The 15,892-nt window shown below is 58.0% G+C and carries 11 protein-coding genes; 3 read left to right on the plus strand and 8 right to left on the minus strand.

The annotated features are described in order from the left end of the window. Positions 1–444 precede the first annotated feature (444 nt). The 5 genes from U5A56_RS23690 to U5A56_RS23710 form a co-directional block, all read right to left on the minus strand. Positions 445–774 (minus strand): M48 family metallopeptidase, encoded by a 330-nt coding sequence (locus U5A56_RS23690; RefSeq protein ID WP_321924823.1) that lies wholly within the window; start codon positions 772–774, stop codon positions 445–447. After that, positions 771–3,713, minus strand: a complete 2,943-nt coding sequence (locus U5A56_RS23695; RefSeq protein ID WP_321924824.1) for an HsdR family type I site-specific deoxyribonuclease — start codon at positions 3,711–3,713, stop codon at positions 771–773. The genes U5A56_RS23690 and U5A56_RS23695 overlap by 4 nt, the downstream gene beginning before the upstream one ends. Further along, entirely contained in the window at positions 3,710–5,005 is a 1,296-nt protein-coding gene (locus U5A56_RS23700; protein WP_321924826.1) for a restriction endonuclease subunit S, read from the minus strand. Before U5A56_RS23700 ends, U5A56_RS23695 begins: the two co-directional genes overlap by 4 nt. Next, the gene (locus U5A56_RS23705) at positions 5,002–6,834 is read right to left on the minus strand and encodes an N-6 DNA methylase (protein WP_321924829.1); all 1,833 of its coding nucleotides are present in this window, start codon (positions 6,832–6,834) and stop codon (positions 5,002–5,004) included. Before U5A56_RS23705 ends, U5A56_RS23700 begins: the two co-directional genes overlap by 4 nt. A 344-nt stretch (positions 6,835–7,178) precedes the next feature. Then, entirely contained in the window at positions 7,179–8,021 is an 843-nt protein-coding gene (locus U5A56_RS23710; RefSeq protein ID WP_321924831.1) for a DUF4238 domain-containing protein, read from the minus strand. 473 nt (positions 8,022–8,494) lie between these two features. Here U5A56_RS23710 and U5A56_RS23715 point away from each other — a divergent pair, with 473 nt between their 5' ends. The 3 genes from U5A56_RS23715 (at position 8,495) to U5A56_RS23725 (ending at position 10,913) form a co-directional block, all read left to right on the plus strand. Next, the gene (locus tag U5A56_RS23715) at positions 8,495–8,797 is read left to right on the plus strand and encodes a DUF4031 domain-containing protein (protein WP_321924833.1); all 303 of its coding nucleotides are present in this window, start codon (positions 8,495–8,497) and stop codon (positions 8,795–8,797) included. A 74-nt stretch (positions 8,798–8,871) separates the two neighbouring features. Next, a complete protein-coding gene (locus U5A56_RS23720) occupies positions 8,872–9,936 on the plus strand; it encodes a thymidylate synthase (RefSeq protein ID WP_321924835.1) in 1,065 nt (354 codons plus the stop codon). A gap of 35 nt (positions 9,937–9,971) precedes the next feature. Next, positions 9,972–10,913, plus strand: coding sequence for a hypothetical protein (locus U5A56_RS23725; protein WP_321924837.1), 942 nt, complete (start codon positions 9,972–9,974; stop codon positions 10,911–10,913). Here the strand turns inward: U5A56_RS23725 and U5A56_RS23730 are convergent. The 3 genes from U5A56_RS23730 to gyrB form a co-directional block, all read right to left on the minus strand. After that, positions 10,910–12,010: an ImmA/IrrE family metallo-endopeptidase gene (locus U5A56_RS23730; RefSeq protein ID WP_321924839.1), complete on the minus strand. Its 1,101-nt coding sequence runs from the start codon at positions 12,008–12,010 to the stop codon at positions 10,910–10,912. The two genes, U5A56_RS23725 and U5A56_RS23730, sit on opposite strands and share 4 nt — an antisense overlap. Then, a complete protein-coding gene (locus tag U5A56_RS23735) occupies positions 12,000–12,335 on the minus strand; it encodes a hypothetical protein (RefSeq protein WP_321924841.1) in 336 nt (111 codons plus the stop codon). Before U5A56_RS23735 ends, U5A56_RS23730 begins: the two co-directional genes overlap by 11 nt. A 1,003-nt stretch (positions 12,336–13,338) precedes the next feature. Next, entirely contained in the window at positions 13,339–15,813 is a 2,475-nt protein-coding gene (gene gyrB, locus U5A56_RS23740; protein ID WP_321924957.1) for a DNA topoisomerase (ATP-hydrolyzing) subunit B, read from the minus strand. Positions 15,814–15,892 lie beyond the last annotated feature (79 nt).

Below are 15,892 nucleotides of genomic sequence, written 5' to 3' on the forward strand. Positions count from 1 at the left end.
TGTTCGCCTTTGTCGAGACAAATTAAATATTTGTTTTTCTTCCAAATATGAATGTGTCCAACAATATTCTGACGACAGAGCTTGTTTTTTGTTAATTGTGATGTGCGCCAGGCTGTGCCATCTTCGAGCGAATTCACGGACGCAATTCGGTACCCTTCGCACGCGAATGTGTGACTGAAGCGTGATGATATTTTTCTATCGCTTTCCAGTCGCGTTAGGTGTGTTCATGGTGCTTCGTGCATTGCTTCACCGTTCGTTGATGAATGATGTCTGCGGCGAATTGGTAAATTACTCGAACGGCAAAGGCGGCTTGGTAGCGGGCGCCGAAGCTCGCGCATCGACGACAGCGCGGCGGTCCGAAGCGCCATCAAAATCTACGGGCATCCGTGTGCTCCGGCGAACTCAGTGGGGAGGGGCCGAGGTAGCCGCCTTAGCCGAAAAGCATCATTTTTGCGCAGCGATATCAGGTCGGTATTGCCTCGTATCTTCCAAGTGTCGCCATCCGGGTATATGTGCACTCATCAGCGCTTTGAACACTCGCCCGTGACTCCCGAAACGCAGATGAAGCAGTTCATGGACGATGACGTAGTCCTGGAATCGCTCATCCTGATCGAGTAGATCGAAAGCCAAAGTGATCGTCCCGGACGAAGAGCAGGAGCCCCATTTTCTACGCATTTCCTGAACACGAACGACGCGCGGGTTCACGCGCAGCTTGACCGCCCATGCCAATGCGCGCCGTCGCAGCTCTTGCACAGGGTACAGGGATGACTTCACTCCTCGACCTCCGCGAGCAACAGCCGAACAATGAGATCGACGACACGAGCGCGTTCGTCCTGCCCAAGCGCCAGCACCGGCTTGTACATGGCAGCCCGAAGGCGACGTTGTTCATCCGGATTCACGGCGGCATTCGGAAAACGCGACAGGAGTGCTTCCGCGTCCTTTGCAAGCGTCATCGCATCGACAGACGACGTCTTAACTGCTGCGTCCTCGCGCAATATCCAGTACACAGCAAATGCCCGCGCAGAAAGTCCACTGTCCCGCGCAGCCTTCATCGCGGTCTCTTTCTCGGCGGCCAACGCTGCGAGCTGGTCCATTGCGGCCAACCCAGTGGTCTTGCGATCCTCCAAGTCCTTAAGGATACGCTCGGCGCGATCCTTCAACGGCTGTAATACGGGTGCGGCTGCATGGTTTTCGTCCATCTCCTGTTGCAGGCCCCGCACCAGGTTGAAGACTTTGCCCTCGTCTGAGCCATCTTCCTTGCGCAGCGCCCGCAGGGTCTGTACGTCGAAGGTCACGCTCTTGGTTAGCCGCCCGAGCCCCTGCTGTTCCGCGCTCTCCTCGATCAGCCGACGTGTCTTGTAGGCGAGATCCGCCACAAACCCGACCTTTTCGGCATATGCGTTGCGCACGGCCGCATAGAGCTGGCTGAGCTGTTTGTACGTACCAATGTGATCGCGCAGCTCCGGCGAGGGCGAGAGGATTTCCCACAACGCCTCAATTTCCTTGTAGGCCTCGAAGAATGCTTTGCGAGCCTCCGGCGCGAGGAAGCGGCCGAACACAAGCTTTTCCAGGCGCTCGTCCGGGGAGTCAACGCTGGAGACCTGCAGGTAATCTTTCTCGGCCTGCGCGATCTTCTTCAGGAAGTCCTGGAGTAGCACGTCCAAGTCCTCGATCACGCCACTGACGTCTGACGAGTCGAACTGCAGCGCCTTTTTGAGCTCGCGAAGCACACCCACGAAATCCACCACGAGCCCGACGCGCTTTTGCACGCCATTAGCGTCAACGTATGGGCGGTTCACACGCGCGATGGATTGCAGTAGCACGTGGTCGCGCATCGGCTTGTCGAGGTACAGACAGTACAGAGGTGGCGCATCATAGCCGGTGAGCAGCTTGTCCGTGACGATCAGAATTTTGGGGTTTTCGGCAGGTTTCTTGAACAATAGGCGCGCCTGCTCCTCTTGATCGTCGGAGAGTTGCAGTTCGGCGACCAATGGACGATCCACTGCATCCGCCGCGTTCTGCGTGTAGACCGGTACAGTCCACTCGGGCGGGAGTAGCTTGTCCAGTGCCTTCTTGTACTTGGCGCAGGCTTCGCGGTTCACTGCCACCACGAAGGCTTTGTAGCCCAACGGCAGCACGTTTTCATTGAAGTGCTCGGCCACGAAGGCCGCAATCTTCTCGATGCGGTCGTCGGCCGTAAGGAAAGTGCGTAGGCCTACCGCGCGTTCGAGTACCTTGTTGAGCTCTTCAACGTCGGTGACTCCTTCGCTCCCGGCCAGCGCGAAGAACTCCTTGTCCAGCCGCTCGGCTGGCACGGTCATTTCGCTGGGTGCCATCACGTGCTTGATGGGCAACGTGGTCTCGTCGGCGATGCTCTCGGCAATCGAGTACTTGTCCAGGTACCCCTGCTCGTCTTGCGCGCCGAAGATCTTGAACGTGCCCTCACCCAGTGATGTGTGTGCGATGGGGGTGCCAGTGAAACCGATGATAGTGGCCTTGGGCACCGCGGCCATCAGGTAGGTACCGAGATCCTTGGCTACCGAACGGTGGGCCTCATCGATAAAAACGTAGACATTGTCGCGCAGGCAACTGTCTTTGCGGATGGCCTCGAACTTGTGGATCATCGAGATGATGAGACCCCGAAAATCGGCGTCCAGCAGGGACTGTAGCTCGGCCTTATTCCTCGCGCGGGTGACGGCGATGTCCTCTTGCTGCATCTCGCCGAGCAAGCGCTCCACCCAGCCCTTGAGCTGGCCTTCCAGCTCGGTGCGGTCTACGACAAGGATGACCGTTGCGTTGGCGAAATGCGGCTTGTTTTCCAGGATCAGGCGCGCTGCGGTCAACAGCGTGAACGTCTTGCCCGAGCCCTGGGTGTGCCAAACCAGCCCACGCGTCTTACCTGGATCGGCGCAGCGGTCGAGGATGGCGTTGATGGCGCGGCGCTGGTGTTGGCGCAGCACCGACTTGCGGGTCTCGCCGTCCTGCACATAGAACAAAATCCAGTGCTGCAGAGTGCGCAGGAAGTCGTGGTGCTCAAAGAAGGCCTGAACCGCGAACCGATAAGTCTCCTCGGGCGCCTGCTTCCAGCGCGCCATGTCGCGCCGGTTCGCGTTCCAGGTTACACCGTACCAGTAGTCCAGCAGGTGCGTGACGTTGAAGAGTTGCGGCGCGGCGAGCAGCTCCGGTGTCTCCAATTCGTATCGGCGCAGCTGCTTAATCGCACGCTCGATACCGTTGCCGTCTTTCGGGTTCTTGTGCTCGACAATAACGACCGGGAAGCCGTTGACCAGAAACATCACGTCGGCCCGGTTGCCCTTCCGAGCAGGCGGCTTGATCTTCCACTCCCACGTCACATGGAAGACGTTGTCCTCAATGTGTTCGAAATCGATCAGCGTTACGGCATGATGGCGCTTTTCGGCTTCGTCGTACCACTGCCGTTCGCCGCGCAACCACGCCAGAATTTCGCGATTGCCCTCAATAGTGGCCGGCAGCGCGTCCAGCGTTTCGACAACCGAGCGTACAGCGTCGGCGGTAAGCCAAGGGTTGAAAGCGGTGATCTTGGCCTCAAGCACGTCGCGGAAAAACGCTCCGGCCTCGCCGCCACGTTTAATGCGAGCATCCTCCGGCGTGATCGGTGTCCACCCGATTTCGACGGCGTGCTTTACCATCGGGAATTGAACGGTGCCCGCTTCGCTGATCTTGAGAGTGCTCATGCTGCGGTCTCCTCGCGTTGCGTTGATGCTGAGGACAACGCGGATAGATCCAGATCCGCTGCTGAAATCTTCCCGGTCATCAACTTGTGCAACAAGGATTGGAACAACTCTTCCAGCACTGAGCGCTTTTGCCTATGCAGGGAAATTTTTCGGTCGAGGGTATCGAGAATCGTAACGATTTCGCGCTGCTCATCGAGTGTGGGCGGCAGGGGAACCGGTAGGTCCCTCAAGAAGGCACAAGTCAATGCTCCCTTCGTGCTTCCACCACCAGACGCCACTTGTCGGAGATATTCGTATTGCGTTTCGAGATAGCCTCGCACGAAACTGGGGTCGGCTCGCTCCGTATCGGTTTGCAGATAGGCAACATGTTGGTTGATGCTCGCCTCGAGCTTAAGCACTGCGCAGTGCCCCAGTGTCTTGCCTTGTCCAGTGATTGCCATGAGCACCGCTCCAGGTCGGACACGGGGCAAATGGCATTCTGCGAGTGCAATGTCCGTCACGAACTGGTCTGCGGTCTCGATTTCACGGTCATAGACCTTTGCACTGGTAAGCCATGGAAATGTTCCGCCATTCCAGTAAGCTGAGACAGTTTTTTTGGGTGTCGACCCGTTTCCGATTTTGCCGAGAGATCCGAGCGGCACGACACGCCAACTCTCTGGCACCAGCCCAATCTCGGTTTCCTTCTGCGCTTCACGTCGCAAGCCGTGTGTGAAAAGCTGGCGCAAAGTGGCGCGTTTGAGGTCCTGTGCCGTCGCCTCAGCCGCGCGTTCGGTATTGATTCCAAGTCGGCATTTGTCGAGAACGTCGGCAATACTGGCCTGCGCCGAGGGTGGCGGAAGCATGACCTGGATCTGGTCGATCTTGGATTGATTGAGCGTATTACCCTTGATTTGCCTGTCTTGATGATCGGTGTAATCGACTTGCGACAGAAAATAGCCCAAGTATCTCTGATCGACCCCTTTCCTCGGATAGATAGAGATGATGGCCTCGTTGTGGCAGGCTGGAACGCCCAGCGTCGCGACGCGGCCGATGGTGAGCTTGAAACTCATCAAGAGCGTGCCCGCAGGAACAATGCGCTCGCGGAAAACTTGCTGGAAGGCCACATCTGAGATGGCTTCTGCCGTTTCGATGATGGTGCCGTATTCCTCCATGTCGGAAATTGCAACCCAGGGCACTTGATTGGCGCCCTTCGCCCAGAACGTATTATTTGCGCGCGCAGGCGTGCGGCCGGTCGTGTATTGCGCCACCTGGCTGAAAGGTTCAATCGTCCAACTTTCCGGTAGATCGTTCATTTGCCCACTCCGGAAAGCAGTTGATATAGCGCCTTGTTCACTTCGGATGCCTGTGCATCTAGCTTTGCCAGTTCGGCGATGAGCTGCGGCAAATCGCGATGCTCGGCGTCCTCGTTCTGTTCCACCCAACGGCTCGGACTCAGGTTGTAGTCAGCCTCTTCAGCCCGTTGCCTGGTGATGACTGCAAGCTCGCCCTCTACAGGCTCCCCCTTGAGGTAGGCAGCCGCCAGAGGCCGAAGGACTTCCTCGGGGAGGTAGTTCTTCGGTCTGCCCTTTCGGAAATGTCGGCTGGCGTTAAGCAAGACGATCTTGTCTCGTCGGTCGGCGGACTTGTTCTTACGCAGCACCACGATCACGCCGGCGGCCGTGGTGTTGTAAAAGAGGTTCTCGGGTAGCAGGATCACTCCGTCGATTAGGTCATGGTCGACGAACCACTTGCGGATATTGCGCTCCTTGTCCTCGTTCTTCGATCCCGAGCCGCGTGTGACCGCACCGGTGTCGAGCACGACAGCAGCGCGACCGTCGTCATCCATGCACGCAAGCGTGTGCTGGAGCCAAGCCCAGTCACCCTTGCCGCTGGTGATGCCGCCGGCGGTGCGAAAGCGATCAAACGGGTCATTGGCGAACAGATCCGACGCGAACGGCTGGTTCCACATCGGATTGGCGACAATGATGTTGCGCCGACGGATCGTGCCGTCGGCATTCCGGAACTTGGGGTTGATCATCGTATCGCCGCGCGCGAGTTCGACCTCCATGTCGTGGATGATTGCGTTCATCTGTGCGACGGCGTAGCTCTCGGCCTGGAGCTCCTGGCCGGAGAGCTTGAGAGGCACCTTGCTGGTCGGATCTTGCTCGCGAGCGACGAGCTGCAGCTTGATGAGCAACCCCGCTGAGCCGCAGGCGTAATCATGGCAGGTTTCGCCCGGCTTCGGCCGCATGATGTGGGCCATCAGGAAGCCCACCTCGGTTGGCGTGAAGAATTCGCCCGCGCTCTGGCCCGATCCCTCGGCGAACTTGCGCAGCAGGTATTCGTAGGCGCGTCCAAGGAAGTCCGGCTGTACATCGGCCAGCCCCAACCGGTAGCGGGGATCTGAGAAGGTCTCCACCACGCCACGCAACTTTGCCGGGTTGATGTCACGTTCACCGTTGCGCTCGGCGGCGAAATCGACGACATCGATTACGCCGGAGAGCGACGGGTTTTGCTTGACGACGGCGCGCACAGCCTTGGTCAGATGCTCCCCGATGTCTTTGGGGGCGGTCGACCGTCCGCGCTCGTCGAGTGGCCATTCGTAGGACTCACGCCCGCTGATAACGGCCCAACGCGACTCGGACGGCAGGTAGAAGCGCAGGAGCGAGTGATCTGCCTCGGCGATTTCCAGCGCAGTGGCGCGATCGCCGTATTCCTCAGCTAGGCGCTCGATCTCGTCGTCGAACACGTCGGACAGACGCTTGAGGAACAGCAGCGGCAGCAGATAATCTTTGAACTTGGCTGCGTCCTTTTCGCCGCGGATGGAGCAGGCCGCATCCCAGAGCATTTGCTCCATAGGCTTGGTGGTCGGCACCGGCGCAGCAGCGCGGCCCCGCGGATGGCGCGGCATGGCGGGCGTTGTAGCCTGAACATCGACGGGCTCCCCTTCGATGCCGGCTTCCGCCGCGAGTGCTGAGATAGCTTCGGTCGCTGCGCGCTGCGGCTTGCTTCCACCGCCCTCCCAGCGATTCACAGTGGCAAAGGACACTCCAAGCTGCTCAGCGAGTTGTTCCTGAGTGAGATTGAGCTTGGCACGGATGGCGCGAAGCGTTGAGGGTAGGTTTTGAGCATATTTTGTCATATTTGCTATATTTGCTATATAGCATCACCCTGTCAACTATTTTCGTACCTCCTGTGAGCAGTTCCCGATGGAGTTGGTTTAGCGGGGAAGGGGAGTCGAAAATCGCGCAGTCCGATACGGTCCAATCAACACAATCCGGAGCGAGAACTGACGGCGGCTGTTACGGCAAATGCTGCCGGCTGTCCCACGAGCATAGGTATAACCGGGACACCACTACGTAAGGCACCTTGCGGCCGCTGGAGCAGTAGGTAGGCATTGTCGGACGTCACGTCATAAAGACGCATTTTGCTTAAGTCTTCCCGCGAAAGTTTCATTCCGCGCTCGACGATTCTCCGAAAACCAGCCTAGCCGACACGCAATGGCGGCTGCCATTGACGTCGGTTGATTCCCGTCCTGCGGACAAGATTCTCGACAAGCGTCAGATCTCTACCAAAAACATAGTGCTGTGCCTGGTCTACCACCGCGAGGTTCACACGTCGTACCTGATCACGAGTAAATGGCCTCTGTGCCATCTGGTCGCCGATGCCCGACATTGCCAACGCTGACGCTTGAGACAACGGAAAGATGGTTATCACCTCCGGTGAGAGGAAGCCTGCGCTGGCATATACGTTCCCTTCCGGCTGGTCCCGCCAAACCCGGCAAACTGGGCTATCGCTAGTGACAAACGAAATGCGCTCCGACTCGCGACGCCAGATAGTCCAGTTCAACCGAAGAAAAACATCGGCAAATCTCGGCGCATGCCGCAACATCGCGCCGATGGCCTCAACTCGCCCAACTGCCGGGTCCGGTGGTTCTGGTAGCGCCCTCACGTCTTCCTCTCCTGGCCAATGCGCCCGAAAGGCCCTCAGCCACGCTGCGTACGCTGGTGTTCGCGTGTATTGAAATGCGACGTAAGTTGCCAAAACCATACGATCATCGTCAGTGAGCTCATCACGGTTGTCGACACGTCGAATCGAGCGACTGGCCGCCGTCTCCACCTCACCGAGCGCCGCTTCGATGTCAAAGACTCGGTTGCCCTGTTCATCATCGTACGCATAGAAGTCGCGCCGGTGAGCAACTTCCGCGGGTCGTTGAGCGCGGTATGCATTCCGAACGCGGTCATAAACAGCAAGCCCTTGGACGTCTTCGGCGCAAAAACCTTCGAGATAAAAACGCGGGACGAAATGGTGACGCCGAGGCTGTTTCACCTGTGCTCCTCCGTTTCATGGCGGACGTCCGCATTCGGCAGCACGGGCGTCGTGGGGAAACCTCATTGCCACAACCGACTGCTCTAAGAGTTCCGCCGCCAACGCGATGGCGATGCTACTGGCATCGGCACGAACACCTATGCAGCACTCAGTCTGCTCTGACCGAAACCTGCGTGACTGGGGGCATGGACCGGGTCGATTTGTCTGAAATGTGTAGGTTACTGGCGCACGCACCGAGGCTCACATCGTGAGGCCGTCATCGAACGCTGATTGCTGAAGCGTCCTATTCGCCGGTTGCCTGAAACGCGACTCTCACCAAGCTTGCGCCCGGGATGCAATGAATCGGCGTGTTCGAATACACATTGTGCGCCGAACCGACAAGCGAACGGCAGGAGAGACAACGCCGCTGTGATTTCGAGTATCATCCTCGTGGATTAGGGTAAAAGTAAAAGACTTTCTGCGAGGGAGAGACCTTGGCGGTCTATGTAGACAACGCTCGGATAGCGTGGCGTGGCCGCCAGTGGTGCCATTTGGTTGCCGATTCGCTTGATGAACTTCACGGGTTCGCGAAGTCCCTAGGACTGAAACGCGGCTGGTTCCAGGCTCAAGCGTCGTTACCGCATTACGATGTCACTCTCGAAGTTAGAGACGTAGCATTGAGTCGGGGCGCAATGCAGGCCGACCGACGTACGCTCGTTTTGCGTGGTCGCCAATTGAAACTCGAACTCCAAGAATCGCTCGCAAGAGCAGAATCTCAGCTTCGGCTGTTTGACTGAGCTTCGGGTTTCGCGTCGTCTCAACTTTCGCGGTTCCGCCGGCGATAGACCACGCTTGGCGTGCCGTTCTTGCTATGTACCTGACCGCAGAAACAATCGACGACCTGCTCCGCAAGGTCTACGGTCGCCTGCTGCGAAAGCGCGGCTCGGGCGAAATCAACCCGACTAAAGGTCCGGCGACCGAGATTAATGGCGCGCTGCTCCTTCTGAAAAATCCCCGAGCCCGGCTCAGCCAAAGCGAGCGGAAAAATACTCTGTTCAGTTGCCTAGGTGAATTCCTCTGGTATCTCGCCGGTAGCGATAAGCTGGAGTTCATCGAATACTATATAAGTCGGTACAAGGATTATTCCGACGACGGGATGACCGTCTTCGGGGCCTATGGCCCACGCCTGTTCGGCCCAACCAGCGGCACCGATCAAGTGCAGAACGTCATACGGACACTCCGCGCAAGTGAGCCATCGCGCCGGGCTGTCATCCAGCTCTTCCACGGCGACGACCTCGCCGCGAACCTCGTGAGCCGACGCGAAGACCTGCCCTGTACGTGCACTCTGCAATTCACCATCCGCAACCATCAGCTACACGCGATGGTCATGATGCGTTCGAACGATGCCTTCATGGGGCTACCGCACGATATTTTCGCGTTCACCATGTTGCAAGAGCTCATCGCCCGGTCGTTGGGTGTCGAGATAGGCCAGTACAAGCACGCAGTGGGTAGTCTCCACCTTTACGCCAACAACACTCAAGCAGTCCACGACTACCTGGCCGAAGGCTTTCAAGAAAGCGTTTCGATGCCATCGATGCCGACCGGCGACCCGTGGTCTGCGGTCGCGAAACTGCTGAGGGCAGAGCGCACCATCAGGCAAGGAAAGCAGCCGACGTTGGGTGGCCTCGACTCCTACTGGGCAGACCTTGTGCGACTGCTGCAGGTGTTTCGCTACTCTCGCGATGGTGCGCGTCAAGCGCAGCGGGACAAGGTCAACGGCGTTAAGGAGCAAATGACCACGAACGTCTACGACGTCCACATCCTGAAGCGCCAACTCCGCGCTCCAGTGGCTGCGCAAACGGAAGAACAACTGCTGTTCGACACCGCAGAGCTCGATGCCCAACAGCCGGCGAGCAGCAACTCGAACCAGCGGTAAGCAGGCACAAATATCCAGACCAAGGACCGCTGCACATGAAGAAGAACCCACTGCTCGCGAACCCGGAACTCGCGAAAGAGCTCGACCAAAAGCTCAAGGGCTATCGCATCAACGGCAAAGCGCTTCCCGGCATCCCGTCTACGGCCGAGCGCGATGCCTTGGTTGCGCAAATGGTCGATAGCGTCGCCCGCATCAACTTCGTGAAAGCAATTGCAGAGCGCCCCATCTCGCCGAAGCGACTCGACCCGAAGGAGGTCAAAATGTTCGACCCGCTGCGGGCCGCGATTCAGCACATGCGCGACGGCAACGTGGACGAGGCGTTCTGGTTGGTCTTTCTGTTCGTGCACTGCGGCAAACACGCCACGAAAGGTTATGGGCTGCTCCGCATGGTCTATGGTGCGTTCCAAGACCGGTTCGTCTGGACGTGGCAGCGATTCACCCAAAACCCGAATTTCGCGGTATGGCTGGGGCAGCACATCGACGCCATCAAGCAACAGCGGCGAGACTTCCCGTTCGGCAACCACCGGAAATACGAGAGCCTGGATCAGCTCGATGTCGTTCTGGCGAGCTACGTTGCTTGGATTGCGTCGAACAACTCACACCATCAATTCATTGCCGCGGCCAAGGCAAAGGTGGGAGACGACCCGAAGGTCCTGTTCGACTATCTGTACAAAAGCATGGACGCCGTGCAACGATTCGGCAGAACCGCCAAGTTTGACTATCTAACGATGCTCGGGAAAATTGGTTTGGTGAACATCGAGCCGCCGTCCGCGTACATGGTGCACGGGACGGGTCCTGTTCGCGGGGCCCGCCTGCTATTCAACGGAGCCGTTGACAACAATGCCCTTTCGAAGCCGAAACTCGACGAGCTATCGGTCGACTTGGAAAAGACTTTGGGTGTGGGTATGCAGGTGATTGAGGACTCCCTCTGCAACTGGCAAAAGAGTCCTGCGGCGTATGTGCAGTTCCGCGGTTAGTCCTGATTCCACCTATATCGGTTCTTTAGGCTATTGTAGTTTCGATGACTGACCAGTCCACGGAACTGCATTTGTCCAACGACGATGCCATACGATACCCCGGCTTCGCGAGCGAGCCTCATGATGCCCTTGAGCGACTTCGAAGCCGCGGGTAAGCGCGCCTGAAGGTTGGGTGGAATAAGTTGCTCCGTCGCAAACTTATTTGCCTCGTCCTCTTGAGGAGACATCGGACCGTCCGAAGTCTCGAGAATCAGCAAATCAGCATCCCAATGCAGGACTAAGTGCCCTGCTTCATGGAAGAAAGAAAACCAAAACTGGTCATCGCTCAGATAGCGAACAGACAGAAGCAACACGGCCTTATCAGGCCCGCCAAAGAAGGTGGCGCCGCTCGCGCGACATCCTTTCGGGGCCTTCACGACAACGACCGCTACGCCAGCTTCGGCACACAGATGCTGAAGCTTCGGTAAAAATTCTGAAGGATGAGGTATGTTCGTCAGCGCGCGGATTCTCGGCAACTGCTCCGCAAACAGAGCAGGGTTCCACTTCCTGCATTCAATCTTATCTGCCTCCAACTCACCCTGTCGGAGCCAGGCCGCAGTTGCTACCGCATCCTCCGCGAATGTCTCGCTTGTACGAAAAGCTGCCGCGCCTTTCACATCGGAATACGTCCGATGCCACGCATCCAAGTTCGGTACGTCGAAGAATGCAAGACAACGGCGCAGCTTCTCTCGCTTGTCCCTGGTCGGCTCGAGCCAGCCGAGCTCCTGCATCTGCTTGAGCGGAAGGCTCCTGAGCCAAGCTTGGTACTCGTCGTTGTCTGGGTCAACGCCATCGGTCAGCTCGGCCAGTTGCTCTCGATACTGCTCCTCGCGACGTAACCAGAAGTCGGCAGACGCGCCGAGCTCAGCCTCGAGGCGAGCGGCGATGCGTGCCGTGAGAGCGCACTTTCCCTGCAGGAGGCTATCGAAGTCATCTTCAGACATATCGATCGATTGCGCCAAGTGCGTCAAGGCGATACCCCGCGACTTCATCAAATCGCTGATGGTCCGACCTGGCGGAATCGCCCACATGGGCGCGAATTCGGCTTCAGCTCTCATTGGTACGCTCGATAGATAAGATTTTCACGCGCGTCACCTGCGCCCAGTCCAACGCTCCCGGTTTGCCAGGAGGCGGACGATTGTTGGCCATTGCAAGCATAAGGTACCCGCCGTCGATGGGGGTGACAATCCGATCATGCGCTGTCTCGTCGAATTTGCCGAAGCCCCATTCAACATACTTGAGCGGAGAGTCCGCCGCGCGCAAGTCCGCCAGCCGGCTATGAATCGCCCGCCCAGCAACCTCCCCGTATTTCCGCTTTGCCGAAACCGGGCTCTCACACACCGTTCGGAGCTTCTCGTCTTGAAACGCCAGTTTTATGGGCATCGTATGGACTATGCCGGCGGCCGAGAAGCTGGCCAGCCTACGTAACGCTCACATGGAGAGCGCTATCGTCTTTATGGATTGCGCGAACCTATACGGGACCGCAAGCCATTGGCCCGAGAACCCTGATGCACGCTTCAGACTTGAGATTCTATCAACAATCCAGTATAGGCAGATGACTGGCTCTCGCTACGCTGACCTGGAGCGGCGCACCATCTCGCCCCATTTTACGGTGAGATGGAAACGATACTTTAAACACCCGGCTATTTCCTCTTAGACTTCAGATCGACCACTGCCGAGGCGCTCACGTTACGCAGCTCGTCGCCCGCTTTGTGCTAGTCCTTCAAGAACTTGGTTGGGGAATTCATTCCTCCAGCGATCATCACGGCGCTGACACAGGCCACGTGAGAGGCTAGAGAAAGTCGCGGTGGAGCGTCCGGTCGATTTGAAGAAAATCGCGAATGATTGGCAACAGGTAGAAGCAGGGTGGCTAACAAGGAGACGATGATCTCTGAGCGTTCCATGCTGCTCCAAATTTGTAAAATTCTGACCCCAATTTTTCTGCAAGATACTAAATCCTGGTGCATACCGGAATCTGCCGAAAAGTGGGGGCGGCGCTATATGGACAAGCCTTTGATTTAGAAAGAATTTTAGACGGCTCCGGTAAATCTTTTCGAATCAATCCCTTCAATTTTTGATGGTGGAAGAGGTTGAGCCTCATTCGCAATCCGAATGTCAGGAGTCTAGAAAGAAAGGGTTACAAGCTAACGCTTGTAACCCTTTGCATTTATCGACGAGTAGAACGAATTCAAGCTTGCGCACATTGACATAAAAATGCCGGTCGACGCGGCCATGTAAGCTCATGTTCGACTTGTTCAGGCACAATTAGAAAGTTTGCTTACAGCTTTTTGTGTCCTACTTCGAGAATTTTCACTTATTCAGTCGCCATTTTTCAATATTTGTGGCACATTTTTCACTTAATGTGTCACTCGACACTACAGGTGCGTTAGACGTCAATATTCCCCGCCCGCAACGCATTCGACTCGATAAACGCCCGCCGCGGCTCGACATCATCCCCCATGAGGGTAGTAAAGATCCCGTCCGCCGCAATAGCGTCCTCGATCTGAACACGCAGCAGACGCCGCACCGCCGGATCCATCGTCGTTTCCCACAGCTGCTCGGGGTTCATCTCGCCGAGCCCCTTATAGCGTTGTTTGGAGACGTTGCGTTCAGCATCCGCCAGCAGCCACTTCATCGCGCTCTTGAAGTCCGCCACGGCCATGCTGCGCTCACCGCGCTTGATGACTGCACCTTCCCCGATGAGCCCCTTGAACGTATTCGCGGTGGTCACGAGCTGCTGATAATCCGCCGTGTGCTGGAATTCCTGGTCGATGACCGAAACTCGCACGTTGCCGTGATGGGTGCGTTCGACATGCAGCGACCGCTGTTCGCGAACCGGGTCATACGACGGCACAACACGCACTTCGTTCTTCAGCGCTTCATCATGCAACGCAGCGTGCAGCGCTTTAGCCGAAGCCTCAGTCGAAGCCTCAGTGGAAAGATCGATCACCACCCCATCCATAACCGCTTCCAGCGCGGCCGGGTCATACAACCGGCTCAACCGCTCGATCACGCTCTGCGACAGCAGATACGACCTTGCCAACTCCCCAAGCGCATCACCCGAAATCGCAGCAGCATTCTCACCCGGCACCAGCTCCGAGCCTTGCAGCGCCAACCGCAGCATGTGCGCGTTCAGCTCCACATCATCCTTCAGATACCGCTCGTCCTTGCCCGCCTTGATCTTGTAAAGCGGCGGCTGCGCGATATACACGTACCCGCGCTCGATCATGTCCGGCATCTGGCGATAGAGGAACGTGAGCAGCAGCGTCCGGATGTGCGCACCGTCGACGTCCGCGTCGGTCATGATGATGATGCGGTGATAGCGCAGCTTGTCGAGGTTGTAGTCTTCCTTGCCGATCCCGCACCCAAGCGCGGTCACGAGCGTGACGATCTGTTCCGACGACAGCAGCTTGTCGTAGCGCGCCTTCTCGACGTTCAGCACCTTGCCGCGCAGCGGCAGGATCGCCTGGAACTTGCGATCACGCCCTTGCTTCGCCGAACCACCTGCCGAGTCACCCTCGACGATGTAGATTTCGCACTTCGCCGGGTCTTTCTCCTGGCAGTCCGCGAGCTTGCCCGGCAGGCCAACGCCATCGAGCACGCCCTTACGGCGCGTCATCTCGCGCGCCTTCCGCGCAGCATCACGCGCCCGAGCAGCTTCAACAATCTTCCCGCAGATGATCTTCGCGTCGATCGGCGTTTCCAAAAGGAATTCTTCCAGAGCCTTCGCCACAACCTCTTCAACCGGCGCGCGAACCTCGGAAGAAACCAGCTTGTCCTTCGTCTGCGAGCTGAACTTCGGCTCCGGCACCTTCACGGACAGCACGCACGACAGCCCTTCGCGCATGTCGTCGCCGGTCGTCTCGACCTTCGCCTTCTTCGCGATTTCGTTGTCGGTGATGTACTTGTTGATGACGCGCGTCATCGCGGCCCGCAGGCCGGTCAGGTGCGTGCCGCCGTCGCGCTGCGGAATGTTGTTCGTGAAGCACAGCACGTTTTCGTTGTAGCTGTCGTTCCACTGCATCGCGACTTCGACGCCCACGCCGTCCTTCTCGCCGTTGGCGAAGAACACCGTCGGGTGCAGGTTGGTCTTCGTCTTGTTGATGAACTCGACGAAGCCCTTCACACCGCCGGCGAACGCGAAATCGTCTTCCTTGCCCGAGCGCAGGTCCGTGAGACGAATCCGCACGCCGTTGTTCAGGAACGAGAGTTCACGCATCCGCTTCGCGAGGATGTCGTAGTGATACTCGACCGTGCCGAAAATGGTCGGATCGGCCATGAAGTGCACTTCGGTGCCGCGGTTCTCGGTGTCGCCGGTGATCAGCATCGGCGAAACTTCCACGCCATCGACCGTCTCGAGCACGCGCTCCTGCGCGACGCCGCGATGGAACTCCATGAAATGCTTCTTGCCGTTCCGACGCACGGTCAGCCGCAGCCAGCTCGACAGCGCGTTCACGCACGACACGCCCACGCCGTGCAGGCCGCCCGACACCTTGTAGCTGTTCTGGTCGAACTTGCCGCCGGCGTGCAGCTCGGTCATCACGATTTCAGCCGCACTGCGCTTCGGCTCGTGCTTGTCGTTCATCTTCACGTCGGTCGGAATCCCGCGGCCGTTGTCGGTCACGGAAATCGAGTTGTCGGCGTGAATCGTCACGTGGATGTCGTTGCAGTACCCGGCCAACGCTTCGTCGATCGAGTTGTCGAGCACCTCGAACACGAGGTGGTGCAGACCGGTGCCGTCAGACGTGTCGCCGATGTACATCCCGGGGCGCTTGCGCACCGCTTCCAGACCTTCGAGGATCTGGATCGACGAGGCGCCGTAGCTGCTGTTATCGGGTTGCGTATTGTGCTGTTCACTCATGGATATCTTCCGGTTCTGCGAGGCCACTCTAGTGGCGGCGCGGTGCGTTTCAGCGAGAGAAATCGCCGGGCCGCTCCAG

This window comes from Burkholderia sp. BCC1998, assembly GCF_905339875.1.
Classification (GTDB): Bacteria; Pseudomonadota; Gammaproteobacteria; order Burkholderiales; family Burkholderiaceae; genus Burkholderia.

Bases quoted from the DNA above. Each gene is read 5' to 3' on its own strand.
- U5A56_RS23700 (WP_321924826.1), bottom strand. From the start codon at position 5,005: ATGAACGATCTACCGGAAAGTTGGACGATTGAACCTTTCAGCCAGGTG.
- gyrB (WP_321924957.1), bottom strand. From the start codon at position 15,813: ATGAGTGAACAGCACAATACGCAACCCGATAACAGCAGCTACGGCGCC.
- U5A56_RS23720 (WP_321924835.1), top strand. From the start codon at position 8,872: ATGTACCTGACCGCAGAAACAATCGACGACCTGCTCCGCAAGGTCTAC.
- U5A56_RS23730 (WP_321924839.1), bottom strand. From the start codon at position 12,010: ATGAGAGCTGAAGCCGAATTCGCGCCCATGTGGGCGATTCCGCCAGGT.
- U5A56_RS23705 (WP_321924829.1), bottom strand. From the start codon at position 6,834: ATGACAAAATATGCTCAAAACCTACCCTCAACGCTTCGCGCCATCCGT.
- U5A56_RS23735 (WP_321924841.1), bottom strand. From the start codon at position 12,335: ATGCCCATAAAACTGGCGTTTCAAGACGAGAAGCTCCGAACGGTGTGT.
- U5A56_RS23695 (WP_321924824.1), bottom strand. From the start codon at position 3,713: ATGAGCACTCTCAAGATCAGCGAAGCGGGCACCGTTCAATTCCCGATG.
- U5A56_RS23725 (WP_321924837.1), top strand. From the start codon at position 9,972: ATGAAGAAGAACCCACTGCTCGCGAACCCGGAACTCGCGAAAGAGCTC.